Source organism: Nocardia sp. IBHARD005 (assembly GCF_052814245.1).
Window position 1 is genome coordinate 2,153,661 of sequence record NZ_CP199935.1, and the last position, 19,185, is coordinate 2,172,845.

General features: G+C 67.3%; 20 protein-coding genes. 14 read left to right on the forward strand and 6 right to left on the reverse strand.

The genetic code is table 11. The features are described 5' to 3' along the window. The first annotated feature begins 36 nt into the window (after positions 1 to 36). From ACTWPB_RS10195 to ACTWPB_RS10205, 3 genes are all read left to right on the forward strand, one after another. Positions 37 to 522: a DUF2505 domain-containing protein gene (locus ACTWPB_RS10195; protein WP_446225428.1), complete on the forward strand. Its 486-nt coding sequence runs from the start codon at positions 37 to 39 to the stop codon at positions 520 to 522. 119 nt (positions 523 to 641) lie between these two features. Next, entirely contained in the window at positions 642 to 1,862 is a 1,221-nt protein-coding gene (locus ACTWPB_RS10200; RefSeq protein ID WP_446226291.1) for a L,D-transpeptidase, read from the forward strand. A 355-nt stretch (positions 1,863 to 2,217) separates the two neighbouring features. Then, positions 2,218 to 3,576, forward strand: a complete 1,359-nt coding sequence (locus tag ACTWPB_RS10205; protein ID WP_446225429.1) for an MFS transporter — start codon at positions 2,218 to 2,220, stop codon at positions 3,574 to 3,576. Positions 3,577 to 3,584: 8 nt separating this feature from the next. Here ACTWPB_RS10205 and mscL read toward each other — a convergent pair whose 3' ends face one another. Both mscL and ACTWPB_RS10215 read right to left on the reverse strand, forming a co-directional pair. Next, positions 3,585 to 4,046, reverse strand: a complete 462-nt coding sequence (mscL, locus tag ACTWPB_RS10210) for a large conductance mechanosensitive channel protein MscL (protein WP_446225430.1) — start codon at positions 4,044 to 4,046, stop codon at positions 3,585 to 3,587. 310 nt (positions 4,047 to 4,356) lie between these two features. Further along, positions 4,357 to 5,091 (reverse strand): SDR family NAD(P)-dependent oxidoreductase, encoded by a 735-nt coding sequence (locus ACTWPB_RS10215; protein ID WP_446225431.1) that lies wholly within the window; start codon positions 5,089 to 5,091, stop codon positions 4,357 to 4,359. A gap of 137 nt (positions 5,092 to 5,228) precedes the next feature. Here ACTWPB_RS10215 and ACTWPB_RS10220 point away from each other — a divergent pair, with 137 nt between their 5' ends. The 4 genes from ACTWPB_RS10220 to ACTWPB_RS10235 all read left to right on the forward strand — a co-directional run bounded on the left by ACTWPB_RS10220 (position 5,229) and on the right by ACTWPB_RS10235 (position 9,567). After that, positions 5,229 to 6,047 (forward strand): alpha/beta fold hydrolase, encoded by an 819-nt coding sequence (locus tag ACTWPB_RS10220; protein ID WP_446225432.1) that lies wholly within the window; start codon positions 5,229 to 5,231, stop codon positions 6,045 to 6,047. A 550-nt stretch (positions 6,048 to 6,597) separates the two neighbouring features. After that, complete coding sequence (locus ACTWPB_RS10225; RefSeq protein ID WP_446225433.1) at positions 6,598 to 7,578, forward strand: alpha/beta hydrolase; 981 nt, start codon at positions 6,598 to 6,600, stop codon at positions 7,576 to 7,578. A gap of 139 nt (positions 7,579 to 7,717) precedes the next feature. After that, the gene (mshA, locus tag ACTWPB_RS10230) at positions 7,718 to 9,076 is read left to right on the forward strand and encodes a D-inositol-3-phosphate glycosyltransferase (RefSeq protein WP_446226292.1); all 1,359 of its coding nucleotides are present in this window, start codon (positions 7,718 to 7,720) and stop codon (positions 9,074 to 9,076) included. Further along, positions 9,073 to 9,567: a YbjN domain-containing protein gene (locus ACTWPB_RS10235; protein ID WP_446225434.1), complete on the forward strand. Its 495-nt coding sequence runs from the start codon at positions 9,073 to 9,075 to the stop codon at positions 9,565 to 9,567. The genes mshA and ACTWPB_RS10235 overlap by 4 nt, the downstream gene beginning before the upstream one ends. Positions 9,568 to 9,616: 49 nt before the next feature. Here the strand turns inward: ACTWPB_RS10235 and ACTWPB_RS10240 are convergent, their stop codons facing one another. After that, positions 9,617 to 10,792 (reverse strand): lipase family protein, encoded by a 1,176-nt coding sequence (locus tag ACTWPB_RS10240; RefSeq protein WP_446225435.1) that lies wholly within the window; start codon positions 10,790 to 10,792, stop codon positions 9,617 to 9,619. Positions 10,793 to 10,978: 186 nt separating this feature from the next. Between ACTWPB_RS10240 and ACTWPB_RS10245 the strand changes: the two genes are divergently transcribed. The 3 genes from ACTWPB_RS10245 to ACTWPB_RS10255 all read left to right on the forward strand — a co-directional run bounded on the left by ACTWPB_RS10245 (position 10,979) and on the right by ACTWPB_RS10255 (position 12,979). Continuing rightward, positions 10,979 to 11,866, forward strand: coding sequence for an ROK family protein (locus ACTWPB_RS10245; RefSeq protein ID WP_446225436.1), 888 nt, complete (start codon positions 10,979 to 10,981; stop codon positions 11,864 to 11,866). 147 nt (positions 11,867 to 12,013) lie between these two features. Continuing rightward, positions 12,014 to 12,214 carry a hypothetical protein gene (locus tag ACTWPB_RS10250; protein ID WP_446225437.1) on the forward strand — a complete coding sequence of 67 codons (201 nt, stop codon included), beginning with the start codon at positions 12,014 to 12,016 and terminating at the stop codon, positions 12,212 to 12,214. Between the two features lie 27 nt (positions 12,215 to 12,241). Next, positions 12,242 to 12,979 (forward strand): phosphoglyceromutase, encoded by a 738-nt coding sequence (locus ACTWPB_RS10255; RefSeq protein ID WP_446225438.1) that lies wholly within the window; start codon positions 12,242 to 12,244, stop codon positions 12,977 to 12,979. Between the two features lie 179 nt (positions 12,980 to 13,158). Here ACTWPB_RS10255 and ACTWPB_RS10260 read toward each other — a convergent pair whose 3' ends face one another. Beyond that, positions 13,159 to 13,896, reverse strand: a complete 738-nt coding sequence (locus ACTWPB_RS10260) for an NADPH-dependent F420 reductase (protein ID WP_446225439.1) — start codon at positions 13,894 to 13,896, stop codon at positions 13,159 to 13,161. Between the two features lie 109 nt (positions 13,897 to 14,005). On the opposite strand from ACTWPB_RS10260, the gene ACTWPB_RS10265 reads away from it, so the two are divergent. From ACTWPB_RS10265 to ACTWPB_RS10275, 3 genes are all read left to right on the forward strand, one after another. Then, positions 14,006 to 14,386 carry a winged helix-turn-helix transcriptional regulator gene (locus tag ACTWPB_RS10265; protein ID WP_446225440.1) on the forward strand — a complete coding sequence of 127 codons (381 nt, stop codon included), beginning with the start codon at positions 14,006 to 14,008 and terminating at the stop codon, positions 14,384 to 14,386. 130 nt (positions 14,387 to 14,516) lie between these two features. After that, on the forward strand, positions 14,517 to 15,755 hold the full coding sequence (locus ACTWPB_RS10270) for a sensor histidine kinase (RefSeq protein ID WP_446225441.1): 1,239 nt from the start codon (positions 14,517 to 14,519) through the stop codon (positions 15,753 to 15,755). Continuing rightward, on the forward strand, positions 15,752 to 16,441 hold the full coding sequence (locus tag ACTWPB_RS10275; protein ID WP_446225442.1) for a response regulator: 690 nt from the start codon (positions 15,752 to 15,754) through the stop codon (positions 16,439 to 16,441). Before ACTWPB_RS10270 ends, ACTWPB_RS10275 begins: the two co-directional genes overlap by 4 nt. A 193-nt stretch (positions 16,442 to 16,634) precedes the next feature. Here ACTWPB_RS10275 and ACTWPB_RS10280 read toward each other — a convergent pair whose 3' ends face one another. Both ACTWPB_RS10280 and ACTWPB_RS10285 read right to left on the reverse strand, forming a co-directional pair. After that, positions 16,635 to 16,964: a hypothetical protein gene (locus ACTWPB_RS10280; RefSeq protein ID WP_446225443.1), complete on the reverse strand. Its 330-nt coding sequence runs from the start codon at positions 16,962 to 16,964 to the stop codon at positions 16,635 to 16,637. Between the two features lie 70 nt (positions 16,965 to 17,034). Beyond that, on the reverse strand, positions 17,035 to 17,859 hold the full coding sequence (locus tag ACTWPB_RS10285; RefSeq protein WP_446226293.1) for a hypothetical protein: 825 nt from the start codon (positions 17,857 to 17,859) through the stop codon (positions 17,035 to 17,037). Positions 17,860 to 17,978: 119 nt separating this feature from the next. On the opposite strand from ACTWPB_RS10285, the gene ACTWPB_RS10290 reads away from it, so the two are divergent. Further along, positions 17,979 to 18,965 (forward strand): Ppx/GppA phosphatase family protein, encoded by a 987-nt coding sequence (locus ACTWPB_RS10290; RefSeq protein WP_446225444.1) that lies wholly within the window; start codon positions 17,979 to 17,981, stop codon positions 18,963 to 18,965. Positions 18,966 to 19,185: the final 220 nt, after the last annotated feature.

The window sequence follows — 19,185 nt, forward strand, 5'->3', positions numbered from 1 at the left end:
GTTGTACGCACGTCCGCAGACGGTACCGTGTCGAATATGGCTACACCTCTGGCGTTCACTGCCGGCTACACGCATTCCGTCGATGCGGTGCGCGCCGCGTACTCCGACGAGCAGTACTGGAAGGCCCGGATCGCCGAGGTCGGCGGCCCGGGGGCCCGGCTCGACGCCTTCGCCGTCGACGGCGACCAGGTCCGTGTCCAGATGGTGCAGTCCATCCCCGCCGATCAGCTCCCGCCCGCCATCACCGCGGTGCGTCCCGGTGACCTGGTCATTCCGCGCACCGAGACCTACACCGGCACCGGCGGCATCTTCGAAGCCCGTGTGGACGGCGCCCCCGCGGTGGTCCGCGGCACGGTCACCATGGCGCCCGACGGCGGCACCGGCTCCACCACCGCCATCAACGGCACCATCGAGGTGAAGATCCCGCTCTTCGGCGGCAAGATCGAGGCGGCCATCTCGGAGCGCCTGATCGAACTGCTCGGCAACGAGGCCGCGTTCACCGAAGAATGGCTCAACCGGTAGTAGCGGTTGGGTGAGACCGCGCTCACGGGGTGCGGGTCGGTAGCTCGGCGTACATTCGATGCGTGAGCAAACATTCGGTAACCGTCTTGTTGCGCGCGCGGGCGACTGCGCGGCGGGATTTGTCGGCGCAGGGGCGTGAAAAGGGCGTTCGGGGCGTTCGGGCCGTGGTTGCGGTGATCTTGCTGGCAGTGCTCGTTGTGCTGACCGGGTGCACGATCGACCGGGCGGGCAAGGATGCGCAGGCGTCGGCGCCGGTCCCGCAGGTCACCATCGCGCCCGCGCCCGGAGCGACCGACGTCGATCCGGTCGCGCCCGTTTCGGTGACGGTCGACCAGGGCACGATCGACCAGATCGCCCTCACCAATGCCGGCGGCAAACAGATCACCGGTCAGCTCAGCCCCGACCGCACGACCTACCAGGTCTCCGAACCGCTCGGCTACGGCGCGTCCTACACCTGGGCCGGAACGGCCATCGGCGCCGACGCGAAACCGATCCCGATCGACGGCACCTTCACCACGATCAGCCCACAGTCGACCATCCCGGCCACGATCAATATCGGCGACGGCCAGGAGGTCGGGATCGGGGCGCCGATCATCCTGAAATTCGCCGGACCGGTCACGAACAAGGCGGCCGTGGAGAAGGCGCTCACGGTCACCACCGACAAGAGCACCGAAGGATCATGGGCCTGGCTGCCCGACGACGGTGGCTCCCGGGTGCACTGGCGTCCGAAGAACTACTGGACCCCCGGCACCACCGTGCACGTCACCGCGAAGCTCTACGGCGTCGACCTGGGCGGCGGCGCCTACGGCGACTCCGATGTCACCTCCGACTTCACCATCGGCCGCAGCCAGATCGTCATCGCGAACGCTCCGAGCCATCGCATGCAGGTGGTCCGCGACGGCGCCACGATCTTCGACTTCGCGGTCTCCTACGGTGAAGGCAACGAACCGCGCAATGTCACCCGCTCGGGCGTGCACGTCGTCACCGAGAAGTACGAGGATTTCATGATGTCGAATCCGCCGTACTACACCAATGTTCGCGAACGGTGGGCCGTCCGCATCTCCAACAACGGCGAATTCATCCACGCCAACCCCGAATCCCTCTCGGCCCAGGGTTCTTCGAACGTCACCAACGGCTGCATCAACCTCTCACCCGGCGACGCTCAGGCCTACTTCCCGACGGCCCTCTACGGCGACCCCGTGGAGGTCACCGGCACCTCCATCGAACTGTCTCAGGCCGATGGCGACATCTACGACTGGGCGATCGATTGGCCGACGTGGAAGTCCATGTCCGCCCTGCCCGCCGGATCGGCTCCGACCGCTGCCGGCGTGCCGCGGTAGTTCGACGTCCACGCCCGCGACGGCTTGCCACGAGACCTCGTCGATCAGGCAGCCACCGACCACGGGGCCGAGCAGCGCCGAACCGGCCGAACCAGCCATGCCGAGGTCGGCACCACCACGCCGAGGGCGAGCGAGTAGCCGGTGGCGACCCACAGGATCGTGCTCCGGCCGCGTGGAACTCCATCGACAGTTTGTTGACAGCCACGTTGACAATGGTCGCCGCTGCGCCCCACCGTGCTACCTCAACGGTCCTCGAGGTCAAGTCGAAGGGGATTTCGGTGCCCGGGAATATTCTCCGCCCTATGCTGTTTATTGCATTCATACGCAGGTAAGCAGTCTTGAAAGGGCAGGCACTATGACCACCTCGCTGTTCGCCCACCGCGACTACCGACTGCTGTTCACCGCCCAGGTCGCGGCCCTGTTCGGCACCGGACTCACCACTGTGGCCCTCGGCCTGCTCGCCTACGAACTGGCAGGCGGCAACGCGGCCATCGTGCTCAGCACCGCGTTGACGCTGAAGATGGTCGCCTATGTGACCGTCGCGCCGATCGCGGGCGCCTACGCGGGCCGACTGCCGCGCAGGCAATTCCTGATGGCGCTCAACGGTATTCGTGGCGCGATCGTGCTCGCCCTGCCCTTCGTCGACCAGATCTGGCAGATCTACGTGCTCATCACGCTGCTGCAGATCGCCTCGGCCGCCTTTACCCCCACCTACCAGGCGATTCTGCCCGACATCCTGCCCGACGAACGTGACTACACGAAGGCGCTGTCGGCCGCTCAGCTCGCGGCGACCATGGAAACCCTGCTCAGCCCGATGCTGGCGGCGCTGGCCCTGAGCCTGATCAGCTTCCACTGGCTGTTCGTCGGCACCGGCGTCGGCTTCGCGGTGTCGGTCGCCCTGGTGCTGGCCGCACGCATTCCGAACGCGGTAGCCGGTGACGGCGCGATCAAGGAACGGCTCGTCGCCGGGCTGCGGCTGTTCGCGGCGACGCCGCGGCTGCGTGGACTGCTCGGGCTGAACCTGGTGGTCGCGGCCGCGGGTTCGGTGGTGATGGTCAACACCGTGAACTACGCGCGGGATGTGCTCGGCGGCAGTCAGTCCGGCGTCGCGCTACTGCTGGCGGCGAACGGCTTCGGCACCATGTTCATCGCCCTCATCCTGCCCCGGATCCTGGATCGTCGCGGCGAGCGCCCGGTCATGCTCACCGGCGCCGCCGTTCTCCTCACCGGCCTGACCGCCGCACTCGTCCTGTCGACCATGCCGACCGGCGCGTGGCACTGGCCCGCGGCCCTCACCACCTGGGCCGTCATCGGTGCGGGTACCGCCCTGATCCTCACCCCCACCGGACGGGTCCTGCGCCGCTCCGCCCGCACACAGGACCGCACCGCGTTGTTCGCGGCCCAGTTCTCCCTGTCCCACCTCGCCTGGCTGGTCACCTACCCGATCACCGGCTGGCTGGCCACCACCGGGGGTTTCACCGCCACCTGGGCGACCCTCGCCGTGATCGCCGCCCTCGGCACCACCGCGGCGGTCCGGCTGTGGCCGCGCCACGACCCGGCCGAGATCACCCACGTCCACGAACTCGGCTCGGTCGACCCGGCGATCCTGGTCGACGCGATCCAGATCGGCCCCCGCCACGTCCAGCACACCCACCCCTACGTGATCGACGCCGACCATCCCCGCTGGCCGGCCAAGACCCCGGCATACGCCTGAGCAGGTGACTACGCCTCGACGGACTCGCTCGCGCGTTCCTTGCTCAGCGCGACGGTCTGGTCGGTGGTCAGGCCCTGCTGCTTGGCCAGCAGATCGCGGATCTCGATGAGCAGTTCGGTCTCGGTGGGCTCGGCGTCCTTGGTGGTGCCGAACTTGTTCTTCAGCGACTTCATCGGCAGCATCAGCACGAAGTACAGGACCGCGGCGACCATGAAGAAGTCGATGAACGCGGTGATGATCGGGCCGAACGCGATGAACGTCGCCGGCTTGCCTGCGATCAGCTGGACACCGAGGCCGAGCTCATTGGTCGAGCCGAACACGGCGAGCAGCGGGTTGATGAGCCCCTTGCTGAACGAGGTGACCACCGCGGTGAACGCGGTACCCATCACGACCGCGACCGCGAGGTCGATGACGTTCCCGCGCATCAGGAAATCTTTGAACCCACTGAAAACGGACTTGATACCGGGCATCGAACTTCTACTCCTATGACTGGCTAACGGCAAACGGCGATGTTAACGGCCAGTCGCTCGGCACGGCGAATTCGCGGCAACGCACGCGCGACTCGCTGCCAGTATCAATTCCCGCTACCGACCCCGCCACCCGAACGGCGATCGATCCTGGATCCGCCTACGGCGCCCGGGGATTGGCCCCGGGCTCGGGGCGCCGGGTGTGGTCCACGCGCTTGGATGACCCTGAATCGCGAGTGACGAGGTTCACGTTTGCGCGGCGATAGTTGTCAAGAGCTGGGGAAACGGCTCGCCAGTTCCGCCGCTGACGTACTCAGGAGCGGCGGGCGAAGGAGCCGGGGCCTGCCTGATCGCGGGGTTTGACGACGATGGTGTCGAGGTTGACGTGGGGTGGGCGGCTGGCCACGAAGCCGACGATTTCGGCGATGTCCTTGGCGTAGAGCGGGTCGATGCCCGCGTAGACCTTGGCGGCGCGGTCGGCGTCGCCGTCGAAGCGGACCAGGGAGAACTCGGTTTCCACGGCGCCGGGGGCGATCTCGGTGAGGCGGACCGGCTGGCCGAGTAGTTCGCCGCGCAGGGTGCGGTGGACCACCGCCTGGGCGTGCTTGGCGGAGGTGTAGCCGGAGCCGTTGTCGTAGGTGTGCAGGGCGGCGATGGAGGTGATGGTGACGATCAGGCCGTCGCCGGACGCGATCAGTTTCGGCAGCAGTGCCTTGGTGACGCGCAGGGTACCGATGACGTTGGTCTCCCACATCCAGCGCCAGTCGTCCAGGTCGGCGTCGATGACCGGGGCCAGGCCTTTCGCGCCGCCCGCGTTGTTGACCAGCACGTCGACGTGGTCGATCGCGTCGGTGAAGGCGCGCACCGATTCCTCGGAGGTGACGTCGAGTTCGATCGCGGTGCCGCCGATCTCGGTGGCGAGGCGCTGCACCCGGTCGAACCGGCGGGCACCCACATAAACGTGATAGCCCTGCTTGGCCAGTTCCCGGGCGGTGGCTTCACCGATCCCCGAGCTGGCTCCGGTGACGACAGCGGTGCGAATGCTCATGTTTGCCGATCTTATTCGCCCGGTCTTTCCGGTCGCCATGGCTCCGATCACGCTGACGCTAGGCGTACCTCCGCCTTCGCTGGCGGCCATGCGCAGCTGAGGAACGCTTCGCGACTGCGCCGATTAACCTGACGGGTATGGCTATTCGCGATGCTGTCAGTGCCGATGGAACCAGGATCGTCTACCGGGTGAGCGGTACCGGTAGACCGCTGGTGCTCTTGCACGGGTGGGCTGGGAATCTGCGGTGCTGGGGTGCGGCCGCGGACGATCTGGCCGAGCGGTATCGGGTGATCGCGGTCGATCTGCGCGGGCACGGGTACTCCGACGATCCCGGCGCCGGTTATGACGATCCCAAGGCGTGGGCGGGCGATGTGGCCGCGGTGCTGGGCGCCGAGGGTGTCGACGCCGGTGCGGTGCTGCTCGGCTGGTCCTATGGCGGGATCGTCGCCACCGACTACCTCGCCACCTACGGCACCTCGGCGGTCGCCGGTGTCGTCTACTGCGGTGCGCCCGCGCATATCGGCCGCGATGTGCCCGGTGCGGCGCCCGGGCCCTCGATGGAGAAGGCGATTCCGGGCGTGTTCGACGAGGCCGCCGGGCGGGCGGTGCGCGCGTTCGCGGTGTTCGGCAATGCCAATACCGGGCCGGGCGAGGACAAGGGTGTCGATGCGCAGCGGCTGTTCGGCGGCAGTCTCGCGACCCCGCCTTCGGTGCGCAAGGCGCTGTTCTACCGCACGATCGACAACACCGAAACCCTCCGTGCCCTCGATGTTCCGGTTCTCGTGCTGCACGGCACCGATGACCCGGTGGTCCCGGCGGCCAATGGTCAGTACATCCTCGACAATGCCCCTGATGCCCGCGGTTCCTTCTGGGAAGGGGCTCAGCACGGGCTGTTCATCGAGGACCGGCCGCGCTTCCTTGCCGAGGTCAGCGCGTTTATCGACGCTCTGGAGTGAGTTCGCCACCCGCTGCCACGACCTGGCCATCCCCGCCACGGTCGACCTCCGCCCCGCCGGAACGTACTCCTGGGGCTGCTGGCGCAACGATCTCCTGGCCGGTGTTCGCCGCGGCCTTGCGTGTCTGCTGAACCTGCCCACGTGCGGGTTGCGCCGGCGGCTCTAGCCGTGCGGTTTCGGTGCTGACTTCGCCGCCGGTTCCTGCTGTGCGAATAAGTTCGCAGGCTCGTTGTGTCATATTTCGCAATTCACCGATCGGGCCAAAATGGTCCGATCGGTCTCTTTGTGCCGGAAGAAATCTGCCGGTGGTGCGTGTGCGTGAGCTACATCGGCGAGATATTTGCACAGGTAGAGGTGGTAATGTGATTGGTCTGCGGCGCTGACGTGATCAGTCTGTGATTGTGCTTGCTAACCAATCGGATCGAACGTACAGTGTTCAGGAAAATCTTCTGGGAATCGTCACAGACTTTCGCTGAATTCATGTGTAGCGTTCTTGAATGTCGTTGAATCGTATGTGGAGAAGAGGATTCGGCGTCGAGAACGGAGTTCGATGATGTTTGGTCGGGCAGTGGGCGCAGGGGTTGCGGTGGCCGTGTTGGGCTTGTTCGCCGGTGTCGTGGTCGGGGTGCCCGCGGGCGCCGATCCGGGAGCGGCGCGGATCGAGGATCAGCGGGTCGAGCCCGATCGCACCATCGATCTGGGCGTGTACTCACCGGCGATGGACATCGTCACCCGGGTGCGGGTGTTGCGGGCCGCGGATCCGGAAGAGCCAGCGCCGACGCTGTATCTGCTCAACGGGGTCGGCGGGGGCAGCGACGGCAACTGGCTCGACCGAACCGATGTCGTCGAGTTCTTCAAGGACAAACAGGTCAATGTGGTGATCCCGTTCGGCGGGGCCGGAAGCTATTTCGCGGACTGGCGGATCGATGATCCGGTGCTCGGCAAGCAGCGGTGGACCACCTTCCTCACCAAAGAGCTACCGCCCGTGATCGACAAGGAGTTCGACGGCACCGGTGCCAATGCCATTGCGGGCCTGTCGATGGCGGGAACCTCGGTGTTCCAGCTCGCGCTGTCGGAGCCGGGACTGTACCGGGCGATCGGGTCCTACAGCGGGTGTGTGCGCACGAGTGATCCACGCGGACAGGCGATTGTGCGGACCGTGGTGGGCAGCAGGCTCGGCAACGCGGCGAATATGTGGGGCCCGCCCACCGATCCCGCGTGGTCGGCCAACGACCCCTACCTGCACGCGGAAGCGTTGCGCGGCACCGATGTCTACATCTCCTCCGGTACCGGCATTCCCGGCCCGTACGACAACCTCGGCGCCGGGATGGACCCGATGCAGTTGCTGTTCGGCGCCGGGCTCGAAGCCGTCACGAATCTGTGCACCCAGCAGCTGCGCGATCGACTGCAATCGCTCGGCATCCCCGCGACGGTGGATCTGCGCCCCAACGGCACCCATTCGTGGGGCTACTGGGAGCAGGACATGCACACATCGTGGCCCGTGTTCGAGGCGGCGCTACACCGGCTGTGACGGCCGAAATCCGCTCGCGCTCCAGCGGCGGATCGGGCAGGCTCGGCCGTGACGAGTACGTGAACTCACACGCGTTTACGCTGTGACAGCCGTCACCGAACCCGGTAGGGGCAACGGTGGCGGCGTCGCGGCGTGCACACTGGAGGGTGTGAGCCAGCGTCGTCCCGATCTTTTGCCCCATCGCATCGCGGTGTTATCGGTGCATACCTCGCCGCTGGCGCAGCCCGGCACCGGGGACGCGGGCGGGATGAACGTCTACGTGCTCCAAACCGCGCTCGAGCTGGCCAAACGGGGCACCGAGGTGGAGATCTTCACCCGCGCGACCTCGTCGGAACTGCCGCCGGTCGCCGAGGCCGGACCCGGCGTGATCGTGCGCCACGTGGTCGCCGGGCCGTTCGAGGGACTCGACAAGCAGGAGCTACCCACTCAGCTCTGTCCGTTCACCGCCGAGGTGCTGCGTCAGGAAGCGCGGCACCTACCCGGCCACTACGACCTCGTGCACTCGCACTACTGGCTCTCCGGCCAGGTCGGCTGGCTCGCGCGCGACCGCTGGCGGGTGCCGCTGGTGCACACCGCGCACACCCTCGCCGCGGTGAAGAACGCCGCGCTCGCCGAGGGCGATACTCCCGAACCCGAGACCAGGGTGATCGGCGAGAAGCAGGTGATCGCCGAGTCCGACCGGCTCGTCGCCAACACCGGTGACGAAGCCCATCAGCTCGTCGACCTCTACGGCGCCTCGCCCGACCGCATCGACGTGGTGCCGCCCGGCGCCGACCTGACCCGCTACCGACCCGGCGACAAGCTCGCCGCGCGCACCGAACTCGGTCTGCGCGCCGACGAGCAGATCGTCGCGTTCATCGGCCGGATCCAGCCGCTCAAGGCCCCCGACGTGCTCGTACGGGCCGCGGCCGAGCTGCTCTCGCGCGATCCGAGCCGCACACTGCGCGTGCTGATCGTGGGCGGACCGTCCGGTACCGGCCTGGCCAGGCCCGACGCGCTGATCGAACTGGCCGCCGACCTCGGCATCGCCGAACGGGTCACGTTCCTGCCGCCGCAGCCCGCCGACAAGCTCGTGCAGGTCTATCGCGCGGCCGATGTGGTGGCCGTGCCCAGCTACAACGAATCCTTCGGCCTGGTCGCCATCGAGGCGCAGGCCAGCGGCACTCCGGTGCTCGCCGCCGACGTCGGCGGTCTCGGCACCGCGGTCCGTAACCACGAATCCGGCCTGCTGGTGCCGGGGCATCGCACACCCGACTGGGCCGACGCACTGGCCGCCCTGCTCGACGATCCCGACCGGCTCACCCGCATGGGCACCACCGCTGTCGAGCACGCGAGCCGGTTCTCCTGGGCGCACACCGCCGACGGTCTGCTCGACAGCTACGCTGCCGCGATGGCCGGATTCCGCACCGAACGCGGTCCGATCGCCCTGCACGCGGGCGAGACCAGGCAGGCCAGATCGCGGGCGCTGTTGCGGCGCCGGACGGGAGTGCGCAGGTGAGCGCCGTTTCACAGATTATCGACGACACGCTGCGCGATCGCGAGATCGAATACACCCGCCACGGTGACGACACGTTCATCGTCGTGCTGCCGGGCGAGCGCAAGCTGAAGACCTCGGTGATGCTGACCGTCGGCAAACACGGGGTTCGCATCGAATCGTTCGTGTGCCGCAAGCCCGACGAGAACTTCGAAGGCGTCTACAAATACCTGCTGCGCCGCAATCGCCGCCTCTACGGTGTGGCCTACACCCTCGACAATGTCGGCGACATCTACCTGGTCGGCCGCATGTCCGCCGAGTCGGTTACCGCTGACGAGCTGGACCGCATCTTCGGCCAGACCCTCGAAGCGGTCGACACCGACTTCAACATCCTGCTCGAGCTCGGGTTCGCCGAATCCATTCGCAAGGAATGGAAGTGGCGGGTCTCGCGCGGTGAGTCGCTGAAGAACCTGCGTGCCTTCGAGCACATCATCGACGAGGCCGACAAGGTCTGAAAACAACGATGCCGGGCAGGAAAGTTCCTGCCCGGCATCATTTTTCAGCTCAGCAGTTGGTGGGGACCGGTTCGTTGCGGAAGCGGGCCTCGACATAGTTCCAGGCGTCGGGGAAGCCCGCCACGGCGGCGGTCATGTGCTCGGAGATCTCGACCGTGTTCAGCTGCACCGGCGCACCCTGACCGCACCAGCGGGCGATGGTCTCGGCGACCGGCGCGTACGGGGTGAGGATGTCGTACTTGCCCTGCCAGATGTAGGTGGGCGCGGTCGGCGCGCCCTGGAAGTGCACGAGGCTGTTCTCGCGCAGGACGCCGCGGGCGACCTGGCTGCCCATCAGTTCCTTGGACGCCGCCATCTGCTCGGCGTTGCGGGTGACGCCGTGGAACAGCAGGAAGCGACGGCAGGCGTCCTTGGTGAACTCACGGAACCACAGACCGTTTTCGTTGAGCTGGTCCGACACCGGCACCTGATCGGGGTACTCGCGCTCGATCCCCATCGCGGCGGCGAAGGCGAGGCCGAAGCCGGGGTGCGGCGCGAAACCGAGTGCGTCGGCCATCAATTCGAGGTCGGCGGGGATACCGCCGGACACCACGGCCGCGAGCTTCAGCTCCGGCGCGTAGGTGGGCTGCAGCGCGCCTGCCCATGCGGTGGCCATGCCACCGCCGGAGTAGCCGGCGATCGCGACCGGCGAGGAACCGACACCGAGCTCGGCGACCTTCTGCACGGCCCGCACGCTGTCGAGGGTGACCATGCCGCTGAGCTTGGCCGCACCGTAGGCCACCGTCGGGCCAAGGTAATCGGGCACCGAGACCGCCCAGCCGCGCGCCAACGGCAGCATGGCGCCGGGCGCGTCCTGCAGCTCGCCGTTGAACAGCGACTGCGACGGGTTGCAGCGGGTGCCGATGGAGTTGATCAGCGCCTGGTAGGACACCAGCGGCGGATTCTTCACGCCGATCGGCATGAGCACCGTGGTGACGCCCATGATCGCGTTGCCCGCCGAGTTGGTGGAGCGGAACGCGACCTGGTGGCCTTCGGTGCCCGGGTACATCCAGGTGTCGATGTGGCGGGTCCGGACGACGTCACCGGGTGCCAGCGCGGCGATATCCGCCGGTGCGGTGAAGAACGGATCCGGATCAGGCGTCGGATACAGCGGGTTCGCGCCCGCGGGTGCGGCGAACAAGCCCACCGATAGCAGACTCAACACCAGTACAGCGATTTTCGACACAGCTTTCCTTCATCAACAGTAGTGCTGCCCAACGAGACGACCCGACCCGTGCAGAAGTATCTAACGAAAACCTGTGATTTGTACCGACCAGTAGTCAAAGTGTCGCGCGCCACATGTTGTGATGACTCACATCAGGTGCGGGTGGGTGTGCGGCGACGCGGCCCGGCACGGTAGGTAGGAGTGGTTATGGCAGTGCTTGCGCTCGATATCGGGGCGACGAAATTCGCTGCGGGACTGGTGGACCCGCACTACCGGCTGCACGGGGTGCGCCGGGTGGCCGCTGCCTCGGACGATCCGTGGGCGGCGTGCCGAGAGCTGCTGTTCGCGGTGGCAGGTGACAACGAGGTGAGCGCGGTCGGGATCGGGTCGGCGGGGCCGGTCGATGTGCCCGCGGGGGCGATCAGGCCGTTGAACCTGGCGGCCTGGCGCGGCGGGTTCGCGATCGTCGAACACGTGCGGGCGCTGTTCCCGGACGCGGTGGTGCGGTTGGCCATCGACGGCGCGTGCCTGGTGCTGGCCGAGCATCGGGTGGGCGGGTTGCGCGGGGTGGCCAACGGGCTGGCCTTGACGGTGTCGTCGGGGGTCGGTGGGGGAGTCATCGCCGACGGTCGAGTTGTGGTCGGGCGCACCGGAAATGCTGGTCACATCGGGCACATTGTGGTGCCCGGCGACGACACCGCGTGTCCCTGTGGGGGATTCGGGTGTGTGGAGGCGGTGGCGAGCGGGATGTCGTCGGTGCGTTGGGCGCGTGCGCGTGGCTGGGTGGGGGACAGCGGTGTGGAGCTCGCCGAGGCCGCGCAGCACGGCGACCGGATCGCGCTCGCCGCGCTGGCTCGTGCGGGAACTGCTCTAGGACAGGGGATTTCGTCGGCTGCGGCGTTGCTGGATGTGGACCGGGTGGTGATCAGCGGTGGGTTCGCCCATTCGGGGGAGCCGCTGTGGGGGCCGTTGCGTGCCGCCGTCGCCAGGCATGCGCGGCTCGAGTTCATCGAGGAGCTGTCGGTGGAACTGTCGACGTTGAGCGAGGGTGCCACCTTGGTCGGTGCGGGGGTGCTCGCGGTCGAGGCTGTATAGGTTCGCGGGTTGCGGGCCCCTGGTCCCGCTTCTTCCCTCCCTCCGGGCACTCCTTCGTCGCACCCTCCGGTCAGTCCAGAAGCGGGACGGCCCGCAACCAGGGCGCAGAGACTTCAAGGCGCTCGGGCGCGTTCAGGGAGGGTTGCGGTGGGCGGGCGTAGCCTCGGTGAGGTGGCTGCCGACTACGTGCCGGGCGATGTCGTCCATATTCCGGAGGGTCCATTCCAAGGGGTGTGCGCCGTAGTGCGCGAAGTCGACTCGGTAGCGTCGCGATTACAGGTCGACGCGCTGGTCAAAGGCGGGCCGTACGAGATCGTCATCGGGTTCGACGAGGTGGAGTGGGCCTGATCTGGCGCCCAATGCCAGAATGGCCCTATGACCTACACCCTCGTGCTACTGCGCCACGGCGAGAGCGAATGGAACGCCCTCAACCTGTTCACAGGCTGGGTGGACGTGCAACTCACCGACAAGGGCATCGCCGAGGGTAAACGGGCCGGAGAGCTGCTCAAAGAGGCAGGCATCCTGCCCGACGTCGTCTACACCTCGCTGCTGCGCCGCGCGATCAGCACCGCCGACAACGCCCTCGGCACCGCCGACCGGCTGTGGATCCCGGTCGTGCGCGACTGGCGCCTCAACGAGCGCCACTACGGCGATCTGCAGGGCAAGAACAAGGAGCAGGTCCGCGAGCAGTACGGCCAGGAGCAGTTCATGCTGTGGCGTCGCAGCTACGACACCCCGCCGCCGCCGATCCAGCCCGACAACCCGTACAGCCAGGAAGAAGACCCGCGCTACGCGGGCATCGAGGTCCCCGAGACCGAGTGCCTGCTCGATGTGGTCAAGCGGATGGTCCCGTACTGGGAAGACACCATCTCCAAAGAACTGCTCACCGGCAAGACCGTCCTGGTCGCCGCGCACGGCAACTCGCTGCGCGCGCTGGTCAAGCACCTCGACGGGATCTCCGACGAGGACATCTCCAGCCTGAACATCCCCACCGGCATTCCGCTGGTCTACGAACTGGACGAGAACATGCGCCCGGTGAAGGCCGCTGAGTACCTTGACCCGGCCGCCGCTGCTGCCGGTGCCGCCGCTGTCGCCAGCCAGGGCGGCAAGTAACTCCCTTCGCCGCGGCCCCACACCGTCCAACGGTGTGGGGCCGCTGTGCTCGTACAAGACGGTGGCGTTCCCGGCGCTGTACCTGGCACCGGTCGCCGTAGCACTGGGACTCGGGATCGCGGCGTAGTCGTTGTCCCGGCGCTGCCGGAAGATCGGTAGCGCCAGGGCATTCGGCGTTGTCAGGCGTCGGCGACCGCGAACGCCGCCGACAGCGGCGGCAGCATCGCGCGGGCATCGAGGCCGCCGAACCAGAGGCCGACGATGAAGACCGAGGTCGCCTCCAGATATCTGGCCCGGCGCAGGCCACCAGCGGGAAACGGTTGCAGGGCAAGATCTTCGGCGAGTTTCGCGACTGTCTGTACTGCCGCGGCGTCGTCACCACAGATCGGGACGGCGAGGCGCGCACCGTCGAAGACGCGGTCGGTGCCCGCCCATACCTCGGCGGCGAGCAGGTTGAAGGCCTTGACCACGTGGGCTTTCGGAGCGGTGGTGGCGATGCGCTCGGCCACCGCCTCCTCGCTCAGCACGAAGGCGGTCACGCCCTCGGGTGCCGATTCGTCGGGAAGGAACGCGTTCGTGCAATCGATGACGATCTTTCCGGCCAGGTCGTGGCCGTGTGCGCTGAGCAGTTCGGTAAGGGCGAGTACCGGCACCGCGAACAGCACCACGTCGGCGAAGGCGATCGCCACGGCGATGGTCGCGGCGTGCACCTCGACCGGGGAGGCTGCCGATCCGTTCACGTCGCCCGGCCGGTGGGCGTCCGGTGTCACCGGGCCGCGCACCGCGTTGATCTCGGACGCGAGCGCCTGCGCCGCAGCGGCCGAGCGGGCACCGATCCGCACCTCGTGACCCGCCGCGGCCCAGCCGCCGCCCAACGCGGCCGCCATCGCGCCCGCGCCGATGATTCCGATTCGCATGAGAACTCCTGTGATTGGCAGGTGCCGAGCCCGGTGGCATCGACCACACCGACGCTAGAAGGGCCGAAAGGCACCTGCGGGTGCCTTTCGGCGGTGGCACGCTGGTCCCATGACCCCCGCCGAATCGGTGCAGTTCCCGCCCTACGGTGACTACGAGGCCGACTGTCCCGCGCGGATGGCGGTGGATCTGTTCGCGAATTCGTGGCTGCCGGTGCTGGTGTACCTGCTGCGCGATGGTCCGCTACGGCATAGCGAACTGCTCGCGGGTGCGGGTGGGATCAGCCAGAAGATGCTGACGCAGACGTTGCGGCGGATGGCGCGGATGACGCTCGTACGCAGGCGCCGGTACGCCGAATCGCCGCCGCGAGTCGAATACGAACTCACCGAAGCGGGTCGCGATCTGCTCGTTCCGATTTATGCGCTCGGTGCCTGGGTAGACCGGCACGGGTCCGCGGTGACCACCGCGATGTACGGCGAACCGCCGGACTGACACGCCCGGCGAAGGTCCAGGTGCCCGCCGGGTGAACGGCAAGAGAACGCCATGCCAAGTGCCTGTGACCTGCGCGAAACTTCGTCGACCCGCCGACGTTCTGTCGGTCCGCACTCGTACGATCAATCTTGTGAGTGTTCCGCAGGCAGTGCTGTTGGCAGTCCTCGCGGCTGTCGTCGGGCTGGCAGTCGGTGGCCTGCTGATCCCGTTCGTCAATGCCAGGCAGGCCGCCCGTACCCAGGAAGACACCGGGCTGACCATGTCGCAGGTGCTCGACCTGATCGTGCTCGCGTCCGAGTCCGGCATCGCCGTGGTCGACGAGTACCGCGATGTGGTGCTCGTGAATCCGCGCGCCGAGGAACTCGGCCTTGTCCGCAACCGGCTGCTCGACGAACGCGCGTGGGCGGCCGTGGAGAAGGTCCTCGCGACCGGCGAAACCGCCGAATACGACCTCACCGCCAAGAACCCGCTACCCGGTCGCGGCCGGATCGCTGTGCGTGGCGTTGCCCGCAAACTCTCCCGCGAGGAAACCAGCTTCGTCGTGCTGTTCGCCGACGACGATTCCGAGCAGGCCCGCATGGAGGCGACGCGGCGCGATTTCGTCGCCAACGTCAGCCATGAGCTCAAGACCCCGGTCGGCGCGATGAGCCTGCTGGCCGAGGCCATGCTGGAATCGGCCGACGATCCCGAGGCCGTGCGCCACTTCGGCTCGCGCGTGCTCGGCGAATCGCGGCGCCTCGGCAAGATGGTGACCGAGCTGATCGCGCTGTCGCGCTTGCAGGGCGCCGAGAAACTGCCCGATCTGGCCGTGGTCGACGTCGACACGGTGGTGCAGCAGGCGGTCGACCGCTCGCGCACCGCCGCCGAGGCCGCTGGCATCACCGTCAGCACCGACCGGCCCAGCGGGCTGGAAGTGCTCGGCGACGAAACGTTGCTGGTTACCGCGCTGTCGAATCTGGTGGAGAATGCGATCGCGTATTCACCACAGGGTTCGCATGTGTCGGTGAGCCGGTCGCTGCGCGGCGATCATGTCGCGATGGCGGTCACCGATCGTGGCATCGGAATCGCCAAGGAAGACCAGGAACGGGTGTTCGAGCGGTTCTTCCGCTCCGACAAGGCCCGCTCCCGATCGACCGGCGGCACCGGGCTCGGCTTGGCCATCGTGAAACACGTGGCGGCCAATCACAACGGCGAGATCACCCTGTGGAGCAAACTGGGCACCGGCTCGACGTTCACGCTGCGCATCCCCGCCCATCTGGAAACCGATGGCGACGAGGACGCGGAACAGACGCCGGAGTCCACCACGAGAGAAACCACCGTCCCGCGCACTCTCGCGGGACGAACGAACGGTGTGGAGGCACGCAGATGACGAGTGTGTTGATCGTCGAAGACGAGGATTCGCTGGCCGAGCCGCTGGCGTTCCTGCTTCGCAAGGAAGGCTTCGACGTCACCGTCGCCGGCGACGGCCCGTCCGCGCTGGCCGAATTCGACCGCTCCGGCGCCGATATCGTGCTACTCGACCTGATGCTGCCCGGCATGAGCGGCACCGACGTGTGCAAGCAGCTACGCACGCGCAGCGGCGTGCCGGTGATCATGGTGACCGCGCGCGACAGCGAGATCGACAAGGTCGTCGGGCTGGAACTGGGCGCCGACGACTACGTCACCAAGCCGTACTCGGCCCGCGAGCTGATCGCGCGGATCCGGGCCGTGCTGCGCCGCGGCGCCGGTGACGAGCTCGACTCGGGGAGCGAGAACGGCGTGCTCGAGGCCGGGCCGGTGCGGATGGATGTGGATCGCCACACCGTGCACGTCAACGGTGGGCAGGTCACCCTCCCGCTCAAGGAGTTCGACCTGCTCGAGTACCTGCTGCGCAACTCCGGCCGCGTGCTCACCCGCGGACAGCTGATCGACCGGGTCTGGGGCGCCGACTACGTGGGCGACACCAAAACCCTCGACGTGCACGTCAAACGACTGCGCTCGAAGATCGAAGCCGACCCCGCCAAGCCGGAACACCTGGTGACCGTACGAGGCCTCGGCTACAAGCTCGAAGCCTGACTGACCGCCTCCCCGCGACTCTTGGCCAGATTCAGGCGCGGGGAGACGCGGCCGTTCGCCCGGCGCCACGATGGTCGGCGCGTCAGCCCGTTCCCGGCGAGTTACTCATGTCCTCGGCAGATCAGGCTCAACGAAAGGTCCCGTCGGATTCCGACGGGACCTTTCTTCTTGCACGGACAGTTGGGTTCAGCGCTTAAATTACGCTCCATGCGGTGCCGAGGGGGGTTTCGATCTTCTTCAGGGAGACCACTTCCACGCCGTCGAACTGCTTGCAGTCGTAGATCGGCACGTCGGTGCCGTTGCCGCGGCAGCCGATCGGGGAGGAGGTGCCCATCGTGCTGATGATGATGTATTTGCCGTTCTTGGCGGCGTCGATCGCAGCCGGGTCGTTGTAGTTCACGAAGTCGGCCGTGAAGTCCGCGTACGCGGCCGGATCGCCGTTCGGTTCGGCATTGGCCAGGCCGGTCATGGAGAGGGTCGCGCCGATCGCGAGGGTGGCTGCGTAGATCGCTTTCTTGGACATGAACAGCTATCCAACCCGAGTTCGGTGACGGATGCACGACCTACAGGTGAACCGAATGGTTACGAGGCTTTCACCGCGTGTGATTCGATCTGTGAGATTCGGGGTTCATCCGCTCGGCTTCGACCGTCGCCGGATGCACCGCGACCAGGCCGAGACCCTCGCGTCGGCGGCAGTGCCGGGAGAGCTCCTCGTAGGCGGGCGCACCGAGCAGCTCACGCAGTTCCGGGCCGTAGGACTGCCAGACCGGCTTGGCGCCCACGTGGGCGTCGGGGGAGCCGGTGCAGTACCAATCCAGATCCAGGCCGCCGGGGCCCCAGCCGCGCCGGTCGTATTCGGTGATCACGGTGCGCAGGATCTGCACGCCGTCGGGGCGTTCCACCCAATCCTGGGTTCGCCGGATCGGCAGCTGCCAGCACACGTCCGGCTTCACTTCGAGGGGTTCGATGCCCTTGCGCACCGCCATGATGTGCAGCGCGCAACCGGGGCCCGCCGCGAAACCGGGGCGGTTGAGGAAGATGCAGGCACCGTCGAAGCGGCGGGTGCGCAGGGCCGGTTCGTCCTCGAGTTCGTCGAGTTCGAGATAACCCTTCTTGACGACCTTGCCGTGCTCGGTTGCCTCGCCCATGTGCTGCCAGTCGTCGGCTGTGAGCATCTTCACAGCACCGGAAAGGCGCTTGCGATCGTCCTTGTCGGCGAGGAACGCGCCGTGCGAGCAGCAGCCGTCGTCGGGGCGTTCGGCGATGATGCCCTGGCAGGCGGGCGTGCCGAACACACACGTCCAGCGCGACAGCAGCCACGTCAGATCGGCGACGATCTGGTGCTCGTCGTTTGCTGGGTCGGTGAACTCGATCCACTCCCGTGGAAAATCGAGCTCGACCTCCGGGGCCGGATCGATCTTTCGCCCAGGTCGGAGCCCGGTCTCCGCGGTGCCAGCTGCGCCTTCGGTCACAACTGCTGACGCTAACAGTTCAGTCGCCTGGCCTGTTGTACCGGATCACCAAGTACCGTATTCGTGTGCGGCTTGGTGTTCTCGATGTCGGAAGCAATACCGTCCACCTGCTCGTGGTGGACGCCCATCGTGGTGGCCACCCGATGCCGATGAGCTCGTCGAAGTCGGCGTTGCGCCTGTCGGAGAGCATGGATTCGATGGGCCGGATCACCGAGGAGGGCGAGGCGCGACTGGTCGCGACCATCCTCGAATTCGCCGATCTGGCACGCAATTCCCGGTGCGTCGAGCTGATGCCGTTCGCGACCTCGGCCCTGCGTGAGGCGACCAATTCCGAGGAAGTGCTCGCTCGCGTCCGGTCCATGACCGGGGTCGATCTGCAGGTGCTCACCGGCGAGGACGAGGCCCGCCTGACGTTCCTCGCGGTGCGCCGCTGGTTCGGCTGGAGCGCGGGGCGGATCATCAATCTCGACATCGGCGGCGGCTCGCTGGAGCTGTCCAACGGCGGCGACGAGGAACCCGATGTGGCGCTGTCGCTGCAACTCGGTGCCGGCAGGCTCACCAGGGAGTGGCTGCGCGACGATCCGCCGGGCAAGCGCAAGATCGCGGTCCTGCGCGACTGGCTCGACGCCGAGCTGGTCGTCCCGTCCAAGACCCTCATCGAGTCCGGTAAACCCGACCTGGCTGTCGGTACCTCGAAGACATTCCGTTCGCTGGCCCGGCTGACCGGGGCGGCACCCTCGGCCGCGGGCCCACGGGTGCGACGTACACTCACCAGCTCCGGTCTGCGCCAGCTGATCGCGTTCATCTCCCGGATGACCGCGTCGGACCGCGCGGAACTGGAAGGCGTGAGTTCGGACCGGTCCCAGCAATTGGTGGCCGGAGCATTGGTCGCGGAGGCGAGTATGCGGGCGTTATCGCTCGACAGCATCGAAATCTGCCCATGGGCGCTGCGCGAAGGCCTCATCTTGCGCAAACTGGACTCCGAACCGAATGGCGGTGAACCCATGGGTGTGCCGCCGGTGACCCCGGTCGCGGAAGTGGAGACGGCATGAGCTTTCAGCACCCGGAGGCGGTGGCTCGCGTCAGTTCGCGGGGCAGTAGAGCGTGCCGGAGGGACGCAGTATGAGTGGCGAGGATTCCAAGCAGCTATCGGTGGCCGAGCTGCTGGCTCGCAATGCTGCCCAAGGGGCCGCGCCTGCCGCCTCCGGTGGCGGTGGACGGCGGCGGCGCAGTGGGCGCGGGCTCTCGGTCAACGATCTGACCGGTGAGAAC

Excerpts from the sequence above, each read along its gene's own strand:
- ACTWPB_RS10195 (WP_446225428.1), top strand. The coding sequence starts at position 37 with ATGGCTACACCTCTGGCGTTCACTGCCGGCTACACGCATTCCGTCGAT.
- ACTWPB_RS10280 (WP_446225443.1), bottom strand. The coding sequence starts at position 16,964 with ATGTCCAAGAAAGCGATCTACGCAGCCACCCTCGCGATCGGCGCGACC.
- ACTWPB_RS10225 (WP_446225433.1), top strand. The coding sequence starts at position 6,598 with ATGATGTTTGGTCGGGCAGTGGGCGCAGGGGTTGCGGTGGCCGTGTTG.
- ACTWPB_RS10260 (WP_446225439.1), bottom strand. The coding sequence starts at position 13,896 with ATGCGAATCGGAATCATCGGCGCGGGCGCGATGGCGGCCGCGTTGGGC.
- mscL (WP_446225430.1), bottom strand. The coding sequence starts at position 4,046 with ATGCCCGGTATCAAGTCCGTTTTCAGTGGGTTCAAAGATTTCCTGATG.
- ACTWPB_RS10220 (WP_446225432.1), top strand. The coding sequence starts at position 5,229 with ATGGCTATTCGCGATGCTGTCAGTGCCGATGGAACCAGGATCGTCTAC.
- ACTWPB_RS10205 (WP_446225429.1), top strand. The coding sequence starts at position 2,218 with ATGACCACCTCGCTGTTCGCCCACCGCGACTACCGACTGCTGTTCACC.
- ACTWPB_RS10255 (WP_446225438.1), top strand. The coding sequence starts at position 12,242 with ATGACCTACACCCTCGTGCTACTGCGCCACGGCGAGAGCGAATGGAAC.
- ACTWPB_RS10275 (WP_446225442.1), top strand. The coding sequence starts at position 15,752 with ATGACGAGTGTGTTGATCGTCGAAGACGAGGATTCGCTGGCCGAGCCG.
- ACTWPB_RS10265 (WP_446225440.1), top strand. The coding sequence starts at position 14,006 with ATGACCCCCGCCGAATCGGTGCAGTTCCCGCCCTACGGTGACTACGAG.
- ACTWPB_RS10245 (WP_446225436.1), top strand. The coding sequence starts at position 10,979 with ATGGCAGTGCTTGCGCTCGATATCGGGGCGACGAAATTCGCTGCGGGA.
- ACTWPB_RS10215 (WP_446225431.1), bottom strand. The coding sequence starts at position 5,091 with ATGAGCATTCGCACCGCTGTCGTCACCGGAGCCAGCTCGGGGATCGGT.